Here is a 19378-nt window from a genome sequence, read left to right as displayed (position 1 = left end):
TGGTAGAAAAAGGATTATTAGGCTATTACGTTTTTACGATAGAATTAAAGCATAAACTGTTGCCGCTCTATCTCTCGCTCGATACGAACTAACAGGCTTTGTTCCAATTCATACAGGGTATGTCGTAGGGATTGCCTTGTGTCGGCATCACTCTCAACCAACTGGTCGACCAGACCGATAATCGAATCGTCCTTATTGGGGTGAGACCAGAGGAAGAGCGCCTCATACACGCTTTGAGCACTGACAGGGGAAACTGGAAGAAACTTGAGAGGAAGAACATTATCATCAAGAAAGCAGCTAAGCATTGCTTCTACAAGAGAGAACCCATGCCGTATTTGTTTTTGTGGAGAGCCGTGCTGAATATGTGTCTGTAGTTCAGCATACAGATCAAGTAAGGAAATGCCCAGATATCGGCATCCAAGATAGGTATAAAGCCTGGTACCAGTCGCAGACGCATGAGCTTCCCAATCAGGGTTCCACAGAAGCCTCTTAAAATAGGCAGAACCTTTTTCTCCATAGAGGGCAATCCCTAACACCAACCCTGCATTACAGTCGGTTGAGGCTGTGGTCACCCCCCATTGATACAATTCCTCAAGCAGAGAGGAATTACCGGTCTTGCTAGCTAATGCTGGCAGCAGTTCTGCATTCCACCAGTTTTTGCTATAATGAGAGGTGATGGCTGTGGCAATGGCTTCTTTCAATTCAACACAAGGAAGATGGAGTAACCCCAGACAAGCAGCTCTCATGTAATGATATCCATGATTGTCGTGATCGCCCTCTTGCGATACATACTTCCATAAAAGTGGTTCAACCGGTACATATCCCATATATCCCAGGCAGAGGAGTATATCTTCGGGCATCTCATCACGAAGTCTGCCATGATGCACACATTGCAGAAACAGCTCATGAGCAAGCTCATCATTGCCGAGAACTCTGATAGGAGTAAGCATATATGCTCGTTTGGCAGGATTTACTAAAAATGCTGCCAAAAGTAGCCGTGCATCTTCTATTGACCCAAAACGAGCAATCGTTGCGACATAAGCATCGGCAAGAGACCAGTGAAGGGAATCATATCGAGTGAAATCAATGAGCGCCTTGGTTGCTGGTAATAGCGTCATCTAGGTATCCTCTACTAAAAAGCATCACAATAACGTGGAGCTATTCTATCTACCCAGGCTCTCTCTTGCAAGCATCCGGACCAAAACGAGTGAGTGAAAAACGTATCTGGAAGGAGTCGCGAATAAGAGGAGAGGAAGGGAGAGGGAAATACCCATTTGATCCAGGGTGAGCACTGCGCTGCTGGATATCAGAGTAATAGACGAACAATGCTCAGAACGTGCTTGGAAACTGGTCAATTATTCCGTCCAAGGCGAGCGACGAGCAATCGAATCATTGCGATCTGGATGAGCGTTTCGCTGGTCTGGACCTTGCGCTCGTAATCCTTACTCATTCGTCTATTGCGAGAAACCCAACTGAAGGTGCGCTCGACGACCCACCTTTTGGGCACAACGCTGAAGCCACGAACGCCCACCGGGCGTTCCACCACTTCCAGCTCCCAGTCGCCTGTGGTTTGGCACCATTCAGCCAATTCCTGCCCACGGTAGGCCGCATCAGCCCAGATCTTCTTCAAACGCGGGACGAAATACTTCAACCCAGCCAGCAGGCAGCGGGCGCCTCGGGTGTCATGCATGTCAGCTTCGGTCACGTAGATCGAGAGCGGAAGCCCCAAGGTATCGACGAGAATGTGGCGTTTGCGCCCCTTGACACGCTTATATGCATCAAAGCCGCTGATCCCGGCAGACTCCTCCACCGTTTTCACGCTCTGGGCATCCATGATGGCAGCGCTAGAGTGCGGGTTCCTGCCTTGTCGTTGGCGCTCGACCAGGTACAAAGCCTGTAACAGGAGCGTCCATGTGCCTTTGAAGCGCAAGCGCCGAAAATGGTAAAAGATGGTCTGCCAGGGTGGGAAGTTTGCGGGCAGGTACCGCCAAGGACAACCTGTGCGTAGGACGTAGAAAATGGCATCGAAGATGGTTCGCAACGGGTGAGTTGGTGGTCTCCCTCGTCTGGACAAGGGCGGTACATGGCGTTGCAAACACTCCCACTCTGCATCAGAAAGATTGCCTGGAGAACTCTTATTCATCCTTCCAGTCTATCATGTAAAGTCATCCCCGCGATTAACAAAACAGGCTCTCAAACGCTGTCTGTGCCTCGTGATTGACCAGGGCGTGGCACACCAGTTCGTGTTTCCATCCCTGTCTCTTCACCTGCAAGGAACAGGCATCACGCAGTTCCTTGCCATCGTCCCCAGGTGTTGGCAAGGTGACCTCGATGATCAGCACATCCTCTGGATCGAAAAACGCTTCGATATGGACCCGATGTTTGGCCATTGCCCAGATGTCGGTCGTTCGTTTGGCAGAGGCGGCTGGTGATGCCCTATGAATGCTTCATGTGCACGCAAAGTGGCAGGCAACCCATATATCGAGGTGGACCTGCGTCTCAAACGTTGTTTCGGAGAGTTCCGTAAGAATCTCCACGAGACGTGTGCTGTTTGACGCTTGACTCATAACGACCTCCCGAAGGATCTGTATTTATTGCATCATAGGGGAGAAAAGCACATTCGACAAGAGCGTGGTCACATCCTGCGTCGCGCGTGTGGGAGGCGCATCTCCCGCCACGTCATATAGTCGTTGTTCTCTCTCGTTGGAAGGGCTGTTCGCCCATGCTCTTGTTGAGGATTGAAGAAGGTGGGGGGAAGGAGGTTGGTCGGTGAGGGAGAGACCAGGAGGAGGAGGCGTTTCGTGTGCATTTCAAAACGCACGAGAAACGCATGAGAAACGCCTGGTGTTGCCGTGTGGTGCCAGGTGGTTGGGGTGTGAATCCTGGCATGCCTTGTGGTCTGCTCGGCCCAGATCCTGGAATGCTCTTGCTAGCAGTGAGAAGGCGTGTTGCCACCTGCGTGTGAGAAACACGCTGAAACATGGCGAGCCAGGGGCGTAAGAGGATGGGCAGCGTGTGGGTTGCGGCTGCTCCGCCTGGCGCGTGTGTGATGTTTCGGCGGGAGCTGGGGCGACCTTGGGAAGACCTGCGTCAAGAGGTGTGTAGGTGAGGGATGCGTGTTGGCAGTGGCATGGTGCCGGCGTGTTTGTTCTCGCATGCTCACAGACGCATGAGAAGCCCTGGGGCGTGAAAGGGAAGGGAGGAGAGTCGTTGAGGAGGCCGAGGCTGATGGTAGACGTGTGAGCGTCTTCGCGCCAGCGAGAGCGGACGTAGGGTCCCAACTTGACAGTATGGAAGATAACGTTGTGATACTGGCGCGGGAGGTTGGTGGGTGAGACGCCCTGCAGGAGGAGGGAGACGACCTCGGCAGGAAGAGCCAGGGCCAGTGCCTCAGGGATGGGCTGTCTTCGCTCACGCGGGCGAGCCAGGGCTTGCGCTCGCAGAAGACGAAATCACCTGTGAGATCCAGGCCCGTAAAATGATACGGGCCATTGACCTTCCCTCGCTGCAGTATTCTTGTTGCTCTGCTGCGCTTGGGTCTATGCCTGTGTTGCACTGACACAGATTCTCTTATGAGCACTCCTTGCAGAGCGCGGCGAGCCATCTGGCGAAGCTGTCCATCAGATGCTTCATCCAGTGATCGCGCTCCACTTCAGCGCAGTCAAAGGTCGCGCACCATTCCACAAAGGCCCGATTGCCGTCTATAATCGGTGTCACACGCAGGGTTGCCTGATAATTTTTAACGGGAATGGGCGGCGTGCCGACGAATCCGTACGTGAAGAAACGCTCCGTTTCCGAATATGCCTGCAGGTCAGATCGAGCGGTTTTACCAGAAAACTCATGAACCCGGATTGTGCCAACCGTCGACCCAGATTTGCCGTTCTCGCTTGCGCTCTTGGCCACCTCTCCGGACCAGCGGTCATCATTGAAGTCGCGGATACGAGCCCAAACCTGATCTGCTGGCTGCTCGAACACGGTACTATAGTAGGATCTTGCCATTTTTCTCTTCTCCTTGTTTTTCTACTTTTTCCAACGGGTTGTACGCCCAAGTTATCCTCAGAGGACACATTCAACGTGAGAAAGCGGCGAGGGGGTGAGCTACACATTTTCTCCTGCGCATGTTGAGTAGATCCATACGATGTTGGTTGTTGTTATGGTTGCTTATCTTTCAAGTTGGGCGCGTAACGATCCTAACCATTTTGGAAACCCTTCATTTGCGAAATACGACGTCCAGTGATCCACTTCAGTAGGTTCGCAGTCGAAGGTTGCCCACCATTCGACAAAGGCTTGGTTTCCATCGATAATTGGCGTGACACGCAGGGTTGCTTGATAGTTGCTCACCTGGATGGAACCCTGGTCGCAGAATTCAAACGTGTAGGACCGATCGAGGTCCGAGTGGGCAAGTAGCCGTTGGCGCTCGCGCAGATTCCCCACGCGGAAGTTGCGGATAGCCCCAACGGCATCACCAGCTTTTTCGTTCTCTATATACGCCTTGCTGACTCCACTCGCCCACTCATAGCGACCGAAGTCGCGAATGGTTGCCCAAACGTGATCTGCCGTCTGCTCAAAGACCGTGCTATAGTATGATTTTGCCATCTTTTTCTCCGTATCTCTCTTTAGAGGGGTAGCGCTACTTGGAGGAGGTGCCCATCTTTTGTGCAAGACTCATCATTTACATTCAATATACAAATGATCCTTATCTCTAGAGGAGTATAGTTGCTATGCGATGCGATTGCTGGCGGATTTCAGCCATAAGCTTGCAATCAAGCCACATAGCAATACCCTCTGCTCTCGAGAAAGAGAAGAGGGCTGAAGAAGGAAATCTCTTTGTTTCTTGTACGCAAATGTTGTGGGGAGACACCGCGAGAAATGTTCACTGTGAGGTGCTGAAATCTCTTCTCCAAGAAACCAGCCTATCTGTACAATTTCAACAAAGCACCTCTTGTTATGTGGTACGTCGTCTCTTTTCGTAGGATCGCACTGGCAGGCTTATTGGACTGACTATCCATCATATGGTGTGGTGTGCTGCGACTGGCCAGCCAGGCGCGTGGTTGTATCCTCTAAGAGGACCTGACCCTCAGTCGCATGAAGGATGGGAATCCTGAAGGAAGATAGTGGGTGGCCTATCGCTACCTCCACGGTCGCCGCTCCGCTTTCTCTCTTGGTCCAACTCAACAGCTCTCCATTGCCCACCTCGAACACATGGCTGCTTTGTTGGAAGCGTCTGCGTCTCGCTGTCTCTCCGAGTCCGGTTCTGCTTCCCATGCGCCTCAACAAATGCAACTGTCGTGTAATGCAGAGATTGGCACCGTTGAGGTTGGCATGGCTGAGTTTAGTATCGGTGAGATTTGGTTGGATCTCGGGATGGTCTCGTCTCCAGCGATTCCAGTGACCTACGCCTTATTTGAGGTGAGCCAGATGCTCTTCCTTCGCCATTGGTGCACTCCTTATCCATGTCTCTTTATGAATATAGACGCAAGAGCATCGCTCTTTTAGAAAAGCAGAAGTGTGATTGAGAGGCGGATCTGCGGGCCTGCCGAGAAGGGAAGGAAGGCCGCGACCGCCGCATCTATCCAACCAGACAGGTGTTATTTTGTCTTGGTTTGCATGAAGGGTGGGCCTGAGAGTGGTTTGGTGAGATGGGAGATGATGCGGGCTATCTCCTGCCAATAGCTCTCCTTATCGTCTAGGCATCTCGCCCAATCAGCGATATGGTGGGTGTCACGTAGAGCTTGCGCCCATGGCATATCGGTTGTCATGATGGCATCATCTAGGCGGAGTGGGAAGAGAATCTCGCGATCTTGTTGGTGCTTGTGGCCGAGGACGGTCATGTCCTCGGCGATATTCCCATGTGAAAGCTGTGGAATAGCGTCGTCAGAGCGATGTCACAGCGGTGTCTCAGTGGCATGAGAGCGGTGTGTAGCACCGTGTGCTACTGGCATGGGTGTTCTCCATCAGCTTTATATTCTAAAGATGCACTCCGCCATTTTCTCTTCTGTCTATAGAGACGTAGCAATGTCCATCCTCAATGCTACGTTAACGTCATGTTTCTAGGAGAGAATTTGTGCCAAGTGTTGTCACGTTCTTGTGCATTCGCCCAGCCGGCCCATCGCTGGATGGCGAATAGGGGTATGTTGTGCGATGTACTCTTCTAAGGCCTCGCGCAAAATGATTGGTATATCATACGTTGGTTTGAGATGCCATGCTGAATCAACATAGCCTCTGCTGGCGTCAAGTTCCCAGTCTGATGCGGCCACTCTATACGTGCGTTCTGGATTGACCAGTTCATTCCCGATAGAGAGTTGTTGAGCATGCATGCTTGCACCACTAAGGTGAAGGGGACCCTGGGCGTATCCACGCATGGGGTGAGGGCGTTTGGCAATCATAGCAGCGTCGAGGCCACGTTGAATAACCATGAGCAGTTGCGCACCAGTCATCTCTACAACACCGGGATTAGCGGGTGAGGGACAAGCCTCCCAGAGTTTGCCACGCAGAAGAGGACCCGCTGGCAGCCCTTCAATAAAGCTGACTCCTGCAGCGATTATCCCGACCTCGGCTTGCATACGTTCACGCAACATATCGGCCATGAGATTGACGGCACCACACTCGTATCCTTCTGAAAATTCCAGCGGCTCCGTGAGTTCACCAATAACTTCACTGAGCATGTGAGCACTCTTCTCTTCGATTCGTCTCATCTCAGCCTCAATCGCTGGATCTGGAAGAATATCTGGAGTGATAGGCTCAACATGTGCACGCTCAATAGTAAGAGATGTACCATCCCATAGAAGATCAAGATAGCCAAGGTGTTGCGCATTGTAGCCTGCTTGGGCAATCAGTACGTTTCCAATGCGTTCGCCTTTAGGAAGCAGATCATGGCTATGGGCGCCAATAATCAGGGGAATGACGTTCTGAAGTTCATCCGCCAGTTTGCGGTCGTTCTTCAAGCCCATATGTGAGAGAAGGATAACGGTATCTGCGCCCTGTGCTCGGAGCTGCTCTACAAGCTGGCGCACAAGTGGTACCGCTGGTAGCTCAAGTAGAGCATAGCGCGTTACATATAAGTTCTCTATATTGTCAGAAAGGCCAATGATACCCAGGCGCAGTGCTCCTGCTTGCAGGATGATAGCCGCTTCGACTCCTGGGGGAACAGAACCATCAGGTAAGCGTATATTCGCCAGAAGTTGAGGGAACTTTGATGCTTCGCTATATTCCACAAGAATCTGATAGCTATAGCGCAACAGGCCGCCATTGCCAATGGTTGCGGCATTGCAGTTCGCGATCCGCAGCAGGTGATGCATGCCCACACCGCGAGTGATATTGCTCAAACGCACCGAGGATTCTTCTATATCGCCGCCATCGAGGTAGAGGATAGGGAGTTGCGGATGAGCTTCCCGTTCTCGCTTGACGAGTGTAGTAATACGTGCCAAACCTTTTATGTTGCCGTGAATGTCATTACTATGCAGAATACGTAATCGTTGGGTGATTGTTGTCATAGACTATTCTTTCCAAATGAGAGAGCTCCATTGAGTATTGTAAGTGTAGTATATAGGCATTTCTTTTGTAAAGGGGCATGCCGAGACGCTTCTTTGACGGAAGGTAGCGACAGAATGTGGCGAGATAATAGGTTAGTAGCTCAGCGTAATTCCCTGTTGCCACGTGAGCCAAGCGAGGGGAATGAACCAGATCCCCATATCTACTGGATGACGGTGGGGGCTGTCTCTGAGCAGGCACGCAAGGCGCTGAGAGAGGCTGATGGGCAGGTTATCGAACTGCATGCGTCTCCACCAGTGGTTCTGGTGGGTTTGCCCTATGATAGCAATTATTCCTTTCGGCATCGATATGATGATCTCGCGATCTGGAGGACAGAGGGCATCCAGGTACGCTCCAAAGGGTTGCGTTTTGAGTAGAGTGATCTGTGGAATGAGCCTGATGAACGTGGGTTTGATCCAAGGTGGAGAGGATGTGTGCGTGACACGCTCATGCTGTCTGAGGAATATATCCTACCAGTCGTGAGGAGTCTTCCCAACGACGATGAGGTGTTTCCCTTCTTCTAGCTGTGAGTTTTGTCCGGAGGGAAAAGGGTGCTGATATGGCAACGCTCCTGTCCCACTGTGCGGAAATGAGAAGAGTGATCAGCTTGGTTCTGCCTGGATGATGGGATGCTCTGCATGGCAGTGAGACAGGAGCGTTGCCGCCTGTTTGCGAGAAAAGTATGAAAAGTGGTGGGCCATGTGGGTAAGAGGTTGGGCAGCGAGAGAGTGATCAGTGTGGGAAGAGCATCCGGGGTGTTGCCCATCTGACAAGGAGTTGAGAAAGAGATACCTTCTCCATGAGTGTTTGTGTGATAGTATAGACAGAGACTTCATGTGCTCATGGTATGGCTTTTGTGAGAAACGGTTTTTACGAGTGTGCCAGCGCATGTGAAGGCAGGAGCATCTGTTATGAGACTGTATGTTGGGGGACTTCCCTATCAAACGAAGGAACAAGACCTGATCGCCCTCTTTGAAGCCATTGGAACGGTTGCTTCGGCGAGCGTGATTACGGATAGAGAGACTGGAAGAAGCAAGGGCTTCGGGTTTGTCGATATGAGCACACCTGAAGAAGGACAGCGTGCTATTGAGCAACTGAATAGGACCCTCGTTGGTGAGAGAACCATTACGGTGAACGAAGCGCGTGAGCGACAGAGTGGTGGAGGTTCTCAGAGACGTTCCTATGATCGGCGCGAGCGGTACTAACGCCAGCAACAAAGAGCCCCTTCTCTTGAAGGGATGAGATGAGAGAAAGAACCCTCCTGAGAGAAGCGACAAAGAAGCCTGCGAGCGCTCTCACCAGGAGGTTTTTTGTCTGTGCCCAAAGTCGTGCTTCCCCTTATGGTTGAGTAGGTGGTGGCATAGATGTGAGTGTGCCCTGAATGCGAGGAGCATGATACCTCATCTGTCATGCTCCTCGCATTCAGGGCACACTCCTCGTTTTTGGAGAAGCCTTTGTAGTGACTGTGAGCGTTGACGCCAGGCTTAGAGCTTCTCGTGGAGAGAGTGAGAGAGGTAGTGTTGTTCTGGGATGGGCAAGGAGTGGATGGGACGACCCTAATGGAGATCAAACCAGAGGCGATTTTCGACCCAGAAGCGATAAAGGAACTCCTCAAAGGAATGGACGCAGATGAAGATACTGTCGCTGGCCTCTTCGGGGGTTAAAACAAGTTTCTTGAAGAGCAGACAAATAGCTCTTTCCGTTGACATCTATTGCTCTTGCGTTCGTACCTCGTTTCTGCTATAGTTACTCCTCGTACGGTGAGTGACACCGGAATGCACGCCTGTGGAGATCCTGTAAGACCCGGTAGATCCAGGCACGTTGTTCGTTGAAGCAGGAACCGAACGCGAAATATGGCTTGTCCATCTTTGGGTAAGTTTCGGATAACGGATGTTACATGTGCCAGAGTTTGGATTGCTGATGGTCGCGGTCCTGCGTGCGGAATGAGGAGACTTGACACGCTTCACGCGCATCGATCAGGTAGTCGCCTACGTTGGTCTAGATCTCTTGGTCAAGCAGAGTGGCAAATGGCGTGGGCAAACCAGGTTGTCCACGCGCGGCAGTGGAAGAGTTCGTCGTATCCTCTACCTCGCGGCCTTACGCAGCATTGCCCTGCACACGTCTCCTTTCGGAGCGTACTATCATCGTTTGGTGGCTCGTGGCATGAAGAAGGGCCTCCAGGTGCTTCTAGAGGCCAGGGAAGCTTTGTCTTCGTGAAAGGCTGGGCGTCTTTTCTCTGGTTGTCTGTCTGGTAGAGGTCTTGCAATTAAGGGCTTGACAATTTCTATGGCTTCTGTATAGGGAGGTAAGCCCGGGATCTCGCTTCCGATAGAATTTTCCACGTATCCTGGGCTTACCTCCCTATCAATTTACTAAGCGGCGGTCTTAAACGTTAAGCTGGAGCTAGCATGGACCAAACCAGGTGCGCAGCACAGACTCGACGTCGGGACTGGCGTTTTCTGCGGTCCAGCAGATGTAGCCGTCGGGACGAACCAGGACGGCACTGGCAGCAAAATCAGCAGGCGTGCTGGCCTGTATGTAGTCTACTTGCGCTGACCACTTAGCTGTGACGGCAGCAAGATCGTCGTGGTTACTCAGGTCGAGAAGCAGGCCGCGACCGGCATGTAAGAGTTGGCTGACGCGAGTCTGACCGGTTGGGGAGGACAGATCCAGATCGAGCATACGACGACCAATCAGCGCAGAAGCGTCTGCGCCTGGAATAGCATACTGCACATCGAGACCAGAGATCATGCCCGCAAGGTAGCGGTTCGTCTCCGGGAGGCGCATCAGGTCCCTGAACAGCCCGCGCAGGGCAGACCCATCCTCGTCGCTCTGCAGCAGCATTAACAGGCCCTGTGCGCGGGTGTTCTGAAGCACACGTGCGCCTACGGGATGACGCTCTGTATGATAGCTCTCCAGGAGTCCTGCGGGCGCCTGGCCTTGCACCTGCGCGGCCAGCTTCCAGCCCAGATTGAATGCGTCCTGCAGGCCCAGGTTGAGACCCTGGCCACCGGTGGGAAGGTGAATATGAGCCGCGTCGCCTGCGAAGAAGACGCGCCCTACCTGATAGTGTTCAACCTGGCGCGAGGCGTCGCTGAAGCGAGATGCCCACAGGATTTCCTGCAACTCGACATCGGAACCATAGGAGGCACGCAAAGCGGCGCGCACCTCGGTTTCAGTGATTGGCGCGTCGCGTGCAAGCACCTGCTGCTCTGGCCCACCAAACAACAGGCGGCTAACGCCATCGCTCAGCGGAGAAAGGATGCTTATGACGTTTCCATTGCGCTGAATATGTTCACTGAAATGCCTGCTGCGCATGGGGACTTTTCCTGATCCCCTGGCGAGCCTTATATCGGCCACAACCATGGATAACTTGCCATCTCGACCAGGAAAATTGACGCCGACAAGCTTACGCACCGCGCTATGACCACCATCACAGCCAACCAGATAGCGTGCCCGCAGGTGCGTCTCACCAGTTGGGCCGCTGACGAGAGCCATCACACCCGACTCGTCTTGCTCCAGGCCGATGATTGCCTGTCCCCACCAGAGGGGAATAGCATACTGGGCCAGTTTTTCTTCGAGAAATGCTTCTATTCGTCCCTGAGGAATTGACAGCGGGTAAGGATAACGTGTATTCCAGGGATGATACTCTAGCGGGATCGGCAATCCGGCAAAGTGACCGCCAACCGCCTCGCGGGGTAGCGCCTGCTCCTGTAGTTCTGAAAGCAGACCGCGCAGAGCCAGAACTTCCGCTGTGCGTGGTTGTACCCCGGTTGCTTTCGATTGCCCGCTGCGTGTGGGCAGTTTTTCCACGACCACTACACGCACGCCAGCTAGACCCAGTTCATTCGCGAGGAACAGGCCGACAGGACCCGCCCCCACAATGATGACATCTGTATCCATTGCCTGCCCAGGATCGCTTCTATCGGATGAAGTCATAAAGAGAGCTTCCTTTCATTTCATAACTTTTCTCAAAAAATGGAAAGAGAAGCGCAAGCCGTTTCAATGGCCTACTGAGATGCTTGCTCTGCTTCATGAGGAGTGTAGCGCATAGCGCAGGATAGGCACATCGCTCAACTGCATGAGATGGTGGATGATTTTTGGCAGGTTATATGAGGTGAAGCAGGCGTGCAAGCTCGCTTGCCTGGAGGCGATTATGCACATTGAGCTTTCTATAAATGCTCTGGACCTGAGTCCGAACGGTGTGAACAGAGACAACGAGCTCATGGGCGATGGCAGGATTGGAGTATCCAGCAACCAGGAGGTGTAAGACCTGGCGTTCCCTGGAGGTGAGAGGTTCATCAGGCAGGATGTTTTCCTGAAAATGAGAGGCCGCCGACGGTTCCCGGGCGAATGCGCTCAGCAGGGTCTGAAGATAGGCCTGGAGAAACTTTTCGCGGATCTGGGTGAAGGCCACACGAAGCAGGCGTGCCATTACTTCACCTTCATCCAGGAATGGACGGATGTATTTTCCTGCGTGCGCCAGTTCCAAAGCCTCCCGCAGGGCATGCTGTGCCTCGTGCATCTGTTGCGCGCGAGCGTGAGCGCAGGCCAGGACGATTTGAAGCTCCATGATGCTCTGTGAGCGCTTTGTTGCTCGGGCATCCCGAAGTCGCGGCTCCAGGAGAGCCAATGCTTCAGCCTGCCTGTCACTGACCAGTAGGAAGCGAGCCAGCAACAATGCTTCCCGCTCGTGCAAGGCGAGCAATGGCCTTGCCAGACGTTGTGACCGAAGATCGTTCCAACGTTGAACAGCGGAGAAATCACCGTCCAGGAAACAAAGGGAGGCCTGCCAGAAAACGAGTTCCCGATAAAGTTGAGGTGTTTCATGTTCCCGAAGCTGTTGTACAAGATCTGCCCCTTGTTGCGCGGTGTTGTGCCTGCCTTGTGCGTGTTGGATAAGTATCAACAGGAATTGTGTGCCGATACGTCGTGAGAGTAGAAACAGCTGCTCGCCAATACGGAGCGCCTCCCGCGCGTGTTGTTCTGCCTCTGGCAGTTCATTCCAGAGGTAAGAGAGCCATGCCAGCCCAAGGTGTGCCTGGCACATATCGTCCAGATCCTTTTGCTGGCTAGCCTCAGCCAGCATCTGATGCATAAAGGTTCCGGCCTGATACAGATCGCCTTGCTCGGCGCAGATCATGCTCAACCGTCCCATCATCGCGCGTTTGAGGACCTGATTGCCGCTGGCTGCACAACGCGCCAGCACAGTGAGGAAGCACTGACGCGCGGCGTCCAGGTGCCCGGTCTGGAATTCGATTTGTCCAATCACATTCGAGCTGATGCTATGCCAGTCATCACCTTCTTCCAGGTAGATCAGCGCCCGCTCGGAAAATGCCTGTGCCTCCCTGCAATACTGCTGGCGCCAGGCTACCAGGCCCCGCATGGCAAAGAGTCGCCCCTGTTCGCTCCCCTCGCCCGTCGCGCCCAGGCCCTTTTCTGCCAGTAGGAGTACGCGTTCAATCTGAACCAGCAGAGATGGCGATAAGGGCGCGCCGTTCTGGGAGTACAACAGGGCAGTGGCATAATAGAGGCAGAGGCGTGGGCGTTGCTGGAACGTGGTGGCTGGCAATTGCTCAAACCAATGCGCCAGGAGAGACACGTCGCCGGTGGGTGGCACAGAGGAGCGTTCACAGATCCGTTCAAGCAGTTGCGCCGCTCGCGCGCTATCCTGTGCCTGCAACGCTTTTTCGACGGCCTCCGACCATAGCCCCTGTTGTTCATACCACAGACTGGCCCGACGTAGCACGGACCTCGCCTCCTCTTCTTTCAGACGTTGACGCGCCTCACATTGAAGAGCTTCAGCGAAGAGAGGATGATACCGGTACCAACGTTCGCTCCCACCAGACGGTTCAAGAAAAAGGTTCGCCTGTTCCAAAGTATGCAGCACGCGCTCACTATCGCTTCTACCTGTCACGGTATTGCAGAGAGAGGCTGTCAACTGGTTGAGCCCGCTTGTCAGGAGCAGAAATTGCTGAAGAGCGGGGGGCTGTGCCTCAAAGACCTCTGCCAGAAAATAGTCCAGCACTGGTCGATGGCTCCCTGTGAGCGCCGCCAGAAACTGCCCTATCTCCTGTCCAGAAGGATATTTTTGCAGGGTAAGGGCGACCAGGCGCAGGCCAGCAGCCCATCCCTGCAAGCGGGTATTAAGATAGAGCAGGTGTTCTGTGGAAAGGTGCGGCGCGCGGGTCTGGCGCAGGAATGCTTGTGTCTCTTGCAGGGAGAAGCGCAGATCTATTGCGCGGATCTCACTCAATTCATTGCGTGCGCGCAGTCTGGGTAAAGGCAGCGCTGGCTCGCTGCGTGTGCTGATGACCAGGTGGAGGGTGGCTGGCTGATGATCGAGTAAAAACCTGAGCGTTTCGTGAATCCTGGTCGCGGTAATCAGATGATAATCTTCCAGAATCAGGATATGTTGCTGACTGCTGTTAGCCAGCTCATTGAGAAAAGCTGTCACGACGCCCTCAAGGGAGGCTGGCTCAACGGATGGTTGCCAGCGTTTTTGCAGTTGAGTCAGCGCGGCTTGGCCGAAATCTGCCCGAGCGATCTGATAGGCCGCGATAAGATAGCTCCAGAAACGCGTGGGATCGTTATCGCTTGCGTCCAGGGTGAGCCAGGCCACAGACCCTGCCGCGTCAGTGTCGATAGAGGTATCGCGGGCGGCGAGCCACTGGCTCAGCAGGGTGGTCTTACCAGAGCCAGCGGGGGCACAGAGCAGCGTGAGCTGTCGCGCAAGACCTTCGTCCAGGCGCGCCAGTAAGTGCTCGCGAGAGATATGAGCACCGTGCAGGCGTGGCGCCTGGATTTTTGGGGTGAGGAAGGAATTGCCTGACTGTACGGACTCAGCGATCTGTCCACCTGCTTGAGGGAGGGAGGAGACGCCATTCCCCAGAGCAGAGGCGAGCGTTTCTAAACGCGCGAACGTTAGGTGCTCTGAGCGCCCAGCGTATTTTTTCGTAGTGTGTCTCTGCCTGGTACGATAGGCATACCAGTAGCCCTCCCCGTAGCGCCGCCGCTCCTTGAGGAGGGTGATATGACCAGATCGACCCTGAAAAGCGAAGGAAGGGCACTGCTTTAGCCAGGAGAACCAGTGCTCGTCCTCGCGTGTCCATATCTGATGATCTCCTGGAGCGTGTAGTTCATAGAGATCTTCCTCCGCAGACCAGACAATAGTATATGCTATTTCCTTTGGCATAGACTCCTGTTTAATGGTGTGTAATTCCCCAACATGGCATATTGGGGAGTATAGCAGAGAAGCCAGCGCTGCTCAAGCTCTGTGCATATGTTGTTGATAAATGAATCACAGGGTTCTCACAGGCCGGTTAAAAAAGGGGATCAACAGGCCTCAGCGTTATTTTTCGTTCTATTCATACGAAAAGCGGCCTATTAAGGCTTTTTGGGGTAACGGACCGTTGCGATGCTTCCCCAAGATGTGCTCGTGAAGAAGAGGATCGGAGAAAGTGTGCGCATAGGGGCTGTTGGTTTTCTCCGCGCGTTGTCGCCCGTTTCATGGAAGATGACGTCAGTCTCAGAGAAGGTGTCATGATGGAGTGCGAGAGGATGGCGCTCTCGTGCAAACCCGGAGCGCCCGAGAGCGCCGGGAATTGGTAGGAGGGCATGGGGTGGTGGGTCTGATGGATGTGGGTTGTGTGGGCAAGAGAGTGAGGTTGCTGGCATGGACCAGCAGGGTGAGATGTTCGCGCCGGCTTGCCCTTCTACGCATCAGGCAGAAAAGAGGGCAGATGACATGCTCTCTTTTCTGCAGTTGGTCGATCAGCAGGCAGGCAAAAAGTATGCCCAGCGATGGATCCCTATGACCGTTTTTGTGTCGAAGCTGACGTCGACCTGTCCATCTTTTCGGCAGCAATTCCATAAGAAGTTACGTCTACCAACGTTTCTCAAGCAACGATCAGATCTCTTTGAGCGAAGGGGCAAAGGAAAGGAACCTGAAATTCGGTTAAGGAAATCTTTTTCAGATAAAAAGTGCTTATGGAGAATGCTGTTCAGATGATTAGTAGAATCGAAGAAGCAGGCTGCCCGGGCCTTGCGCTACTTCTCGAGAGGAGACATAGGGGGGCATGTTTTTTATCATAGAAAAAAACATGCCTATAATTGGCGTGGGCATGGACCATATGTGTATTATCGGTGACGAGAGCAAGGGTGGAGGAAGGTGCAGCGCGCCTCGATATGGGCGCTCTGAGAATCTCTTGTGTGAGTTGGCGCTTGATGCGGGTCTGGAGCCGTCGCGTTGATGAGTGTGAGACCTATGTGGTGGTGGGAACATGTTTGTGAAAAGTTGTGAGCCAGGTGCGTAAGAGGCTGGGCAGCGCGTGTGATGTTTCGGCAGGAGCTGGGGCGACCAGGGAAGATCTGCGTCAAAGTGCGTGTTGGCGAAGGATGCGTGTGCTCGTCTCTGGCGCGCCAGTTCTCGCACAGGTGTTAGAAGCCCTGTGGGGTAAAGGGGTAAGGAGGATAGTCGTGGAGCAATCCAAGGCTGATGGTGGAGATGTGAGCATCTTTGCGCCAGCGAGAGCGTACATAGGGGCCCAGCTTGAGGGTCTGGAAGATCACGTCATGGTACGGGCGCGGGAGAGCGGTGGGCGCGACGCCTTGCAAGAGGAGGGAGACGACCTCGGCAGGGAGGGCCTGGGCCACAGACTCAGGGATGGGCTGCTGCTGCTCGTCTTGGCGTGTCATGGCCTTGAGGAAGGCATGCATGGGGGCGTGAAGGTCCGTTTGGGGACAAAGAAGACCTCACACCAGCCTGCGGCATAGCTGAGGTGTGCATGGAGTTCAAGGAGGTGGACTTCAAAGTGCGCCAGGGCATGCTGCGAGGCGTCCGTTGATCCGTTGCGAGCGCGGGCACCCTCGTCCCACGATATGAATTTCCTGGCCCGGCAGATTCTGTATGCCAGTCTCTGTCACCGTCGCCGTTCCTCAACGCATTCGCCTCATCCTTTGCTCCCTTCATTTTCTGATGAGATGGCTATTCACCGCTCAGATCCTGACCAGTGATTTCCTCACCCTCACTCCACGACTTGATGATTTGAGCTAACGCTGCTCGGGTCACAGGCTCGGGCAGATCTTGTCCCATCGCATCAAATACCAATCGGAGTTCTCTCGTGAGTTGTTGAAATGCGTTCTCATCCCATGAACGAAAATCATCCTCTACAAAACCAATGTCTGTTAATTGGCCCCAGATATCTTCATACCGCAGATGAGACCAACCATCGCCCATTCCTTCCCACACCCCGATTAAACCCAGCAAACGAAGGGGGTCCATAGCAATAAAGACTCGCCCGTCCTTCATCGCCCAGAAATCCCCGAAGCATTGAGGGCGTTCATCTGGCACAAAGTAGAGATGGTAACCTTTGTTTTTCAGGACGGTCAGCGCTGGATTGTAGGTATTCATTGCGTCTGTGAGCCGTAAGCGCCCCTGAATCTCCTCGTCGTTCATTCAATACTTGCTCTTTCTTGTCTCTCGCCATGGGGAAGCAGCGCTTCTTTCTTGCTGTAGTGTGCTTTGTTATTGTATCTCACAGGTCTTTCTATGCCACACAGACAAGCACCTGTCAGTGCTGCGTGGCGTCATTGGATGCGGGATGATGTACGAAGTCTTGGGCAGAGGTTGAGGGAGCAGCCTGGTCTGACGATGGCCCACCCGGCTGGAAAACCGTGTGGAAGGGCTGGCTCCAGTTGCAAACCCTGCTTGAGGGCGTTCATCTTGCTTCTCACCTCCATTTGTAAATTGTGGGTAAAAGACAGCAGTTGGAAGCAAGGGGTCCTCTGACGCCGATTTTATGATAGATTTCCTGGCTACCTACTGGTTTGCTTGCTCCAGAAAGCGCTCTACAATCAGCCTTATAGTGGGAATCAAATCCAGGTCAAGCACTCTTTCGAGCGGCGTAAAAACCATAGCCTGCCCTTCACCCAGGACAATATCTTCCTGGCGGGCCTGGGTCTCGGCAGAGTAGACATGCCATTGACGATAAACTCCTGGCAGTGGGCTAGCAGGAAGGATGCTCTCCCAGAACAGCTTGAGGTTGCCATTTACCTTGAGGCCTGTCTCCTCTTCCAGCTCCCTGCGGGCCGCTTCTTCCGGGGTTTCGCCCGGCTCAATCCCGCCTCCCGGCAGGCCCCATTTGTGCGGCCACGCATATGCAGCGCCATCGCGGTGCTGCATCAACAGCTGGTTCTGCTGATCTATTACAAGCATCACGGCAATATGGTGATCCCGAATCTTTTGCTCCATTTTGTATGCTCTTTCTGTCTATATCTTAGATGAGGGTGCTTCGTGAAGAAGTGTATTCCTATTATATCTTTTACATTGGGGAGAGTTGGACCCTTTTTGATGGTTTTTGACGTGGCTTTGATAGGAGGCTTACAGCCTTTTTGAGCTTGAGGACATGTTAATTTTGTCTATTCTTGTCTCACTGTTTCGATGGGCGTTGAGCGGTTTTGCTCTCACTTTTCTCAATGACCATGCTATCTTTATGTATCGATTATCGTATAATGTCTCCCTGAGTGTGCCTGTTTTATGACCTGCCTCTATAGAGTGATATCTGAATTATGTTGTAACGTACCTGGTAAAATGGTTCTCCCGCAGAAATGGTGCTCAGCAAGAGCAGGATGTGCAACCTCAATTCGTAGAAAGAAGTAGAGCATATATTCACTGACAAGGATGTTTTTCATTGGTTGCACTTCCTTTTTCTTTGCTTGGTTTTCAGATCACTGATATTACCGCGTATGATGATCGTGCGCTCATTGCAGCCCAATCACAATCGAGCACTGCCATCTGTCCTTCCTGTCATCAAGCATCGTCTCGCATGCATAGTTGGTACACACGCTCGCCACAAGATCTGCCTCTCACGGGTCTGTTGGTACAACTCAAATTGCAAGTTCGACGCTTTCGCTGTCTCAATCCATCGTGCCAGAAAGCCACCTTTGCCGAGCGCTTGCCCCAGGTGGTCGCTTTTGCCTCTCGGCAAACAGTACGCTTGATGATCGTCGCGGATGTCTTTGCACTCCTGGTTGGAGGTGAGCTGGGCTCCCGATTGCTTACCCATCTGGGAACGCAGTTGAGCCCAGATACGCTGTTGCGTCGGGTGAGACGGGCCAGTCCTCCACCTTTTGAGACTCCTACCATTCTTGGAGTGGACGATTTCGCCTTTCGGAAAGGACGTCGCTATGGCACCTTGCTCATTGATTGGCAACGTCATCAACCCATTGATCTGCTCCCTGATCGGACGGCTGAGACGTTTGCCAACTGGCTACGTGCCCATCCTGGAGTGGAATGGATCAGTCGAGATCGTTCTGGAGAATATGCGCGTGGCGCCTCAGAAGGGGCTCCTTCCGCTCGCCAGGTCATTGATCGCTGGCATCTGTTAAAGAATTGGCGCGAGATGCTCGAACGAGCGCTCTCTCGTGTGTATGCGCGACTCAAAGAACGTGTGCTTCCCGATACCTCAACGCCTTACCCTCGCTTGCCTCGAGAGCAAAGTGCCAATGAACGTCAGGCAAGACAACAGGCAAGGGATCGTCGCAAAGCCAAGTATGACGAGGTCAATGAGCTGTTCCGGCAAGGCCTTCCCATTCTCCACATTGCGCGCCAACTTCATCTCGCTCGTATGACAGTGTACAAGTACGTGGCGGCAGAGGCATTTCCCGAACGTGCCCCTCGCACTTCTTTGGGATCGACGCAAAGTATTCTTTCTCCCTACATGAGTCACCTTCGACAACGGATCGAGCAAGGGTGTCTGAATGGGCAGCAGTTGTACCGCGAAATCTGTGATCAGGGCTATAGTGGCAGCTACAAAACCGTGATGCGCTGGCTCCAAACGCAGGGGCT

Annotated in this window: 18 protein-coding genes and 1 pseudogene; 7 read left to right on the top strand and 12 right to left on the bottom strand. The window is 53.3% G+C overall.

All coding sequences use genetic code 11. The features are described 5' to 3' along the window. Positions 1 to 44: 44 nt before the first annotated feature. The 3 genes and pseudogenes from K3T82_RS00095 to K3T82_RS00085 all read right to left on the bottom strand — a co-directional run bounded on the left by K3T82_RS00095 (position 45) and on the right by K3T82_RS00085 (position 2390). Complete coding sequence (locus tag K3T82_RS00095; protein ID WP_220191481.1) at positions 45 to 1118, bottom strand: hypothetical protein; 1074 nt, start codon at positions 1116 to 1118, stop codon at positions 45 to 47. A 211-nt stretch (positions 1119 to 1329) separates the two neighbouring features. Beyond that, positions 1330 to 2143 (bottom strand): annotated as a pseudogene (locus K3T82_RS00090) (IS5 family transposase). A gap of 34 nt (positions 2144 to 2177) precedes the next feature. After that, a complete protein-coding gene (locus K3T82_RS00085) occupies positions 2178 to 2390 on the bottom strand; it encodes a hypothetical protein (RefSeq protein ID WP_220191479.1) in 213 nt (70 codons plus the stop codon). Positions 2391 to 2803: 413 nt separating this feature from the next. Between K3T82_RS00085 and K3T82_RS00080 the strand changes: the two genes are divergently transcribed. Beyond that, positions 2804 to 2965: a hypothetical protein gene (locus K3T82_RS00080; protein ID WP_220191478.1), complete on the top strand. Its 162-nt coding sequence runs from the start codon at positions 2804 to 2806 to the stop codon at positions 2963 to 2965. Positions 2966 to 3570: 605 nt separating this feature from the next. Here K3T82_RS00080 and K3T82_RS00075 read toward each other — a convergent pair. Together K3T82_RS00075 and K3T82_RS00070 are read right to left on the bottom strand one after the other, a co-directional pair. Then, entirely contained in the window at positions 3571 to 3999 is a 429-nt protein-coding gene (locus tag K3T82_RS00075) for an SRPBCC family protein (RefSeq protein ID WP_220191477.1), read from the bottom strand. 162 nt (positions 4000 to 4161) lie between these two features. Then, positions 4162 to 4596 (bottom strand): SRPBCC family protein, encoded by a 435-nt coding sequence (locus K3T82_RS00070; RefSeq protein WP_220191476.1) that lies wholly within the window; start codon positions 4594 to 4596, stop codon positions 4162 to 4164. Positions 4597 to 5118: 522 nt separating this feature from the next. On the opposite strand from K3T82_RS00070, the gene K3T82_RS00065 reads away from it, so the two are divergent. Continuing rightward, on the top strand, positions 5119 to 5496 hold the full coding sequence (locus tag K3T82_RS00065) for a hypothetical protein (protein ID WP_220191475.1): 378 nt from the start codon (positions 5119 to 5121) through the stop codon (positions 5494 to 5496). 92 nt (positions 5497 to 5588) lie between these two features. On the opposite strand, the gene K3T82_RS00060 is transcribed toward K3T82_RS00065, so the two are convergent. After that, positions 5589 to 5831, bottom strand: coding sequence for a hypothetical protein (locus tag K3T82_RS00060; RefSeq protein ID WP_220191474.1), 243 nt, complete (start codon positions 5829 to 5831; stop codon positions 5589 to 5591). Between the two features lie 246 nt (positions 5832 to 6077). Next, complete coding sequence (locus tag K3T82_RS00055; protein ID WP_220191473.1) at positions 6078 to 7493, bottom strand: bifunctional metallophosphatase/5'-nucleotidase; 1416 nt, start codon at positions 7491 to 7493, stop codon at positions 6078 to 6080. 114 nt (positions 7494 to 7607) lie between these two features. Here K3T82_RS00055 and K3T82_RS00050 point away from each other — a divergent pair, with 114 nt between their 5' ends. Both K3T82_RS00050 and K3T82_RS00045 read left to right on the top strand, forming a co-directional pair. After that, complete coding sequence (locus K3T82_RS00050; RefSeq protein ID WP_220191472.1) at positions 7608 to 7907, top strand: hypothetical protein; 300 nt, start codon at positions 7608 to 7610, stop codon at positions 7905 to 7907. A gap of 534 nt (positions 7908 to 8441) precedes the next feature. Next, a complete protein-coding gene (locus K3T82_RS00045) occupies positions 8442 to 8735 on the top strand; it encodes an RNA recognition motif domain-containing protein (RefSeq protein ID WP_220191471.1) in 294 nt (97 codons plus the stop codon). Positions 8736 to 9086: 351 nt separating this feature from the next. On the opposite strand, the gene K3T82_RS00040 is transcribed toward K3T82_RS00045, so the two are convergent. After that, positions 9087 to 9239, bottom strand: a complete 153-nt coding sequence (locus K3T82_RS00040) for a hypothetical protein (protein WP_220191470.1) — start codon at positions 9237 to 9239, stop codon at positions 9087 to 9089. 244 nt (positions 9240 to 9483) lie between these two features. Between K3T82_RS00040 and K3T82_RS00035 the strand changes: the two genes are divergently transcribed. After that, positions 9484 to 9747 carry a transposase gene (locus K3T82_RS00035; protein ID WP_236030884.1) on the top strand — a complete coding sequence of 88 codons (264 nt, stop codon included), beginning with the start codon at positions 9484 to 9486 and terminating at the stop codon, positions 9745 to 9747. 186 nt (positions 9748 to 9933) lie between these two features. Here K3T82_RS00035 and K3T82_RS00030 read toward each other — a convergent pair whose 3' ends face one another. Both K3T82_RS00030 and K3T82_RS00025 read right to left on the bottom strand, forming a co-directional pair. Beyond that, on the bottom strand, positions 9934 to 11469 hold the full coding sequence (locus K3T82_RS00030) for an FAD-dependent monooxygenase (protein WP_220191469.1): 1536 nt from the start codon (positions 11467 to 11469) through the stop codon (positions 9934 to 9936). A gap of 169 nt (positions 11470 to 11638) precedes the next feature. Continuing rightward, on the bottom strand, positions 11639 to 14725 hold the full coding sequence (locus tag K3T82_RS00025; protein WP_220191468.1) for a winged helix-turn-helix domain-containing protein: 3087 nt from the start codon (positions 14723 to 14725) through the stop codon (positions 11639 to 11641). A 1283-nt stretch (positions 14726 to 16008) separates the two neighbouring features. Here K3T82_RS00025 and K3T82_RS00020 point away from each other — a divergent pair. Beyond that, positions 16009 to 16305, top strand: a complete 297-nt coding sequence (locus tag K3T82_RS00020) for a hypothetical protein (protein WP_220191467.1) — start codon at positions 16009 to 16011, stop codon at positions 16303 to 16305. Between the two features lie 211 nt (positions 16306 to 16516). Here K3T82_RS00020 and K3T82_RS00015 read toward each other — a convergent pair whose 3' ends face one another. Continuing rightward, the gene (locus K3T82_RS00015; protein ID WP_220191466.1) at positions 16517 to 16987 is read right to left on the bottom strand and encodes a hypothetical protein; all 471 of its coding nucleotides are present in this window, start codon (positions 16985 to 16987) and stop codon (positions 16517 to 16519) included. 363 nt (positions 16988 to 17350) lie between these two features. Continuing rightward, a complete protein-coding gene (locus K3T82_RS00010; RefSeq protein ID WP_220191465.1) occupies positions 17351 to 17782 on the bottom strand; it encodes an NUDIX domain-containing protein in 432 nt (143 codons plus the stop codon). A 439-nt stretch (positions 17783 to 18221) separates the two neighbouring features. Here K3T82_RS00010 and K3T82_RS00005 point away from each other — a divergent pair. Then, a partial coding sequence (locus K3T82_RS00005; RefSeq protein WP_220191464.1) for an ISL3 family transposase occupies positions 18222 to 19378 on the top strand: 1157 nt, incomplete at its 3' end.

Origin of the sequence: Ktedonospora formicarum (assembly GCF_016587355.1) — a bacterium.
Taxonomy (GTDB): Bacteria; Chloroflexota; Ktedonobacteria; order Ktedonobacterales; family Ktedonobacteraceae; genus Ktedonobacter; species Ktedonobacter formicarum.
The sequence above is the reverse complement of the archived record's forward strand: the minus strand, read 5'-3'. Positions and strand labels throughout refer to the sequence as shown.

Excerpts from the sequence above, each read along its gene's own strand:
- K3T82_RS00095 (WP_220191481.1), bottom strand. The coding sequence starts at position 1,118 with ATGACGCTATTACCAGCAACCAAGGCGCTCATTGATTTCACTCGATAT.
- K3T82_RS00085 (WP_220191479.1), bottom strand. The coding sequence starts at position 2,390 with ATGGCCAAACATCGGGTCCATATCGAAGCGTTTTTCGATCCAGAGGAT.
- K3T82_RS00075 (WP_220191477.1), bottom strand. The coding sequence starts at position 3,999 with ATGGCAAGATCCTACTATAGTACCGTGTTCGAGCAGCCAGCAGATCAG.
- K3T82_RS00070 (WP_220191476.1), bottom strand. The coding sequence starts at position 4,596 with ATGGCAAAATCATACTATAGCACGGTCTTTGAGCAGACGGCAGATCAC.
- K3T82_RS00060 (WP_220191474.1), bottom strand. The coding sequence starts at position 5,831 with ATGACCGTCCTCGGCCACAAGCACCAACAAGATCGCGAGATTCTCTTC.
- K3T82_RS00055 (WP_220191473.1), bottom strand. The coding sequence starts at position 7,493 with ATGACAACAATCACCCAACGATTACGTATTCTGCATAGTAATGACATT.
- K3T82_RS00050 (WP_220191472.1), top strand. The coding sequence starts at position 7,608 with ATGTGGCGAGATAATAGGTTAGTAGCTCAGCGTAATTCCCTGTTGCCA.
- K3T82_RS00045 (WP_220191471.1), top strand. The coding sequence starts at position 8,442 with ATGAGACTGTATGTTGGGGGACTTCCCTATCAAACGAAGGAACAAGAC.
- K3T82_RS00040 (WP_220191470.1), bottom strand. The coding sequence starts at position 9,239 with ATGTCAACGGAAAGAGCTATTTGTCTGCTCTTCAAGAAACTTGTTTTA.
- K3T82_RS00030 (WP_220191469.1), bottom strand. The coding sequence starts at position 11,469 with ATGACTTCATCCGATAGAAGCGATCCTGGGCAGGCAATGGATACAGAT.
- K3T82_RS00025 (WP_220191468.1), bottom strand. The coding sequence starts at position 14,725 with ATGCCAAAGGAAATAGCATATACTATTGTCTGGTCTGCGGAGGAAGAT.
- K3T82_RS00015 (WP_220191466.1), bottom strand. The coding sequence starts at position 16,987 with ATGAACGACGAGGAGATTCAGGGGCGCTTACGGCTCACAGACGCAATG.
- K3T82_RS00010 (WP_220191465.1), bottom strand. The coding sequence starts at position 17,782 with ATGGAGCAAAAGATTCGGGATCACCATATTGCCGTGATGCTTGTAATA.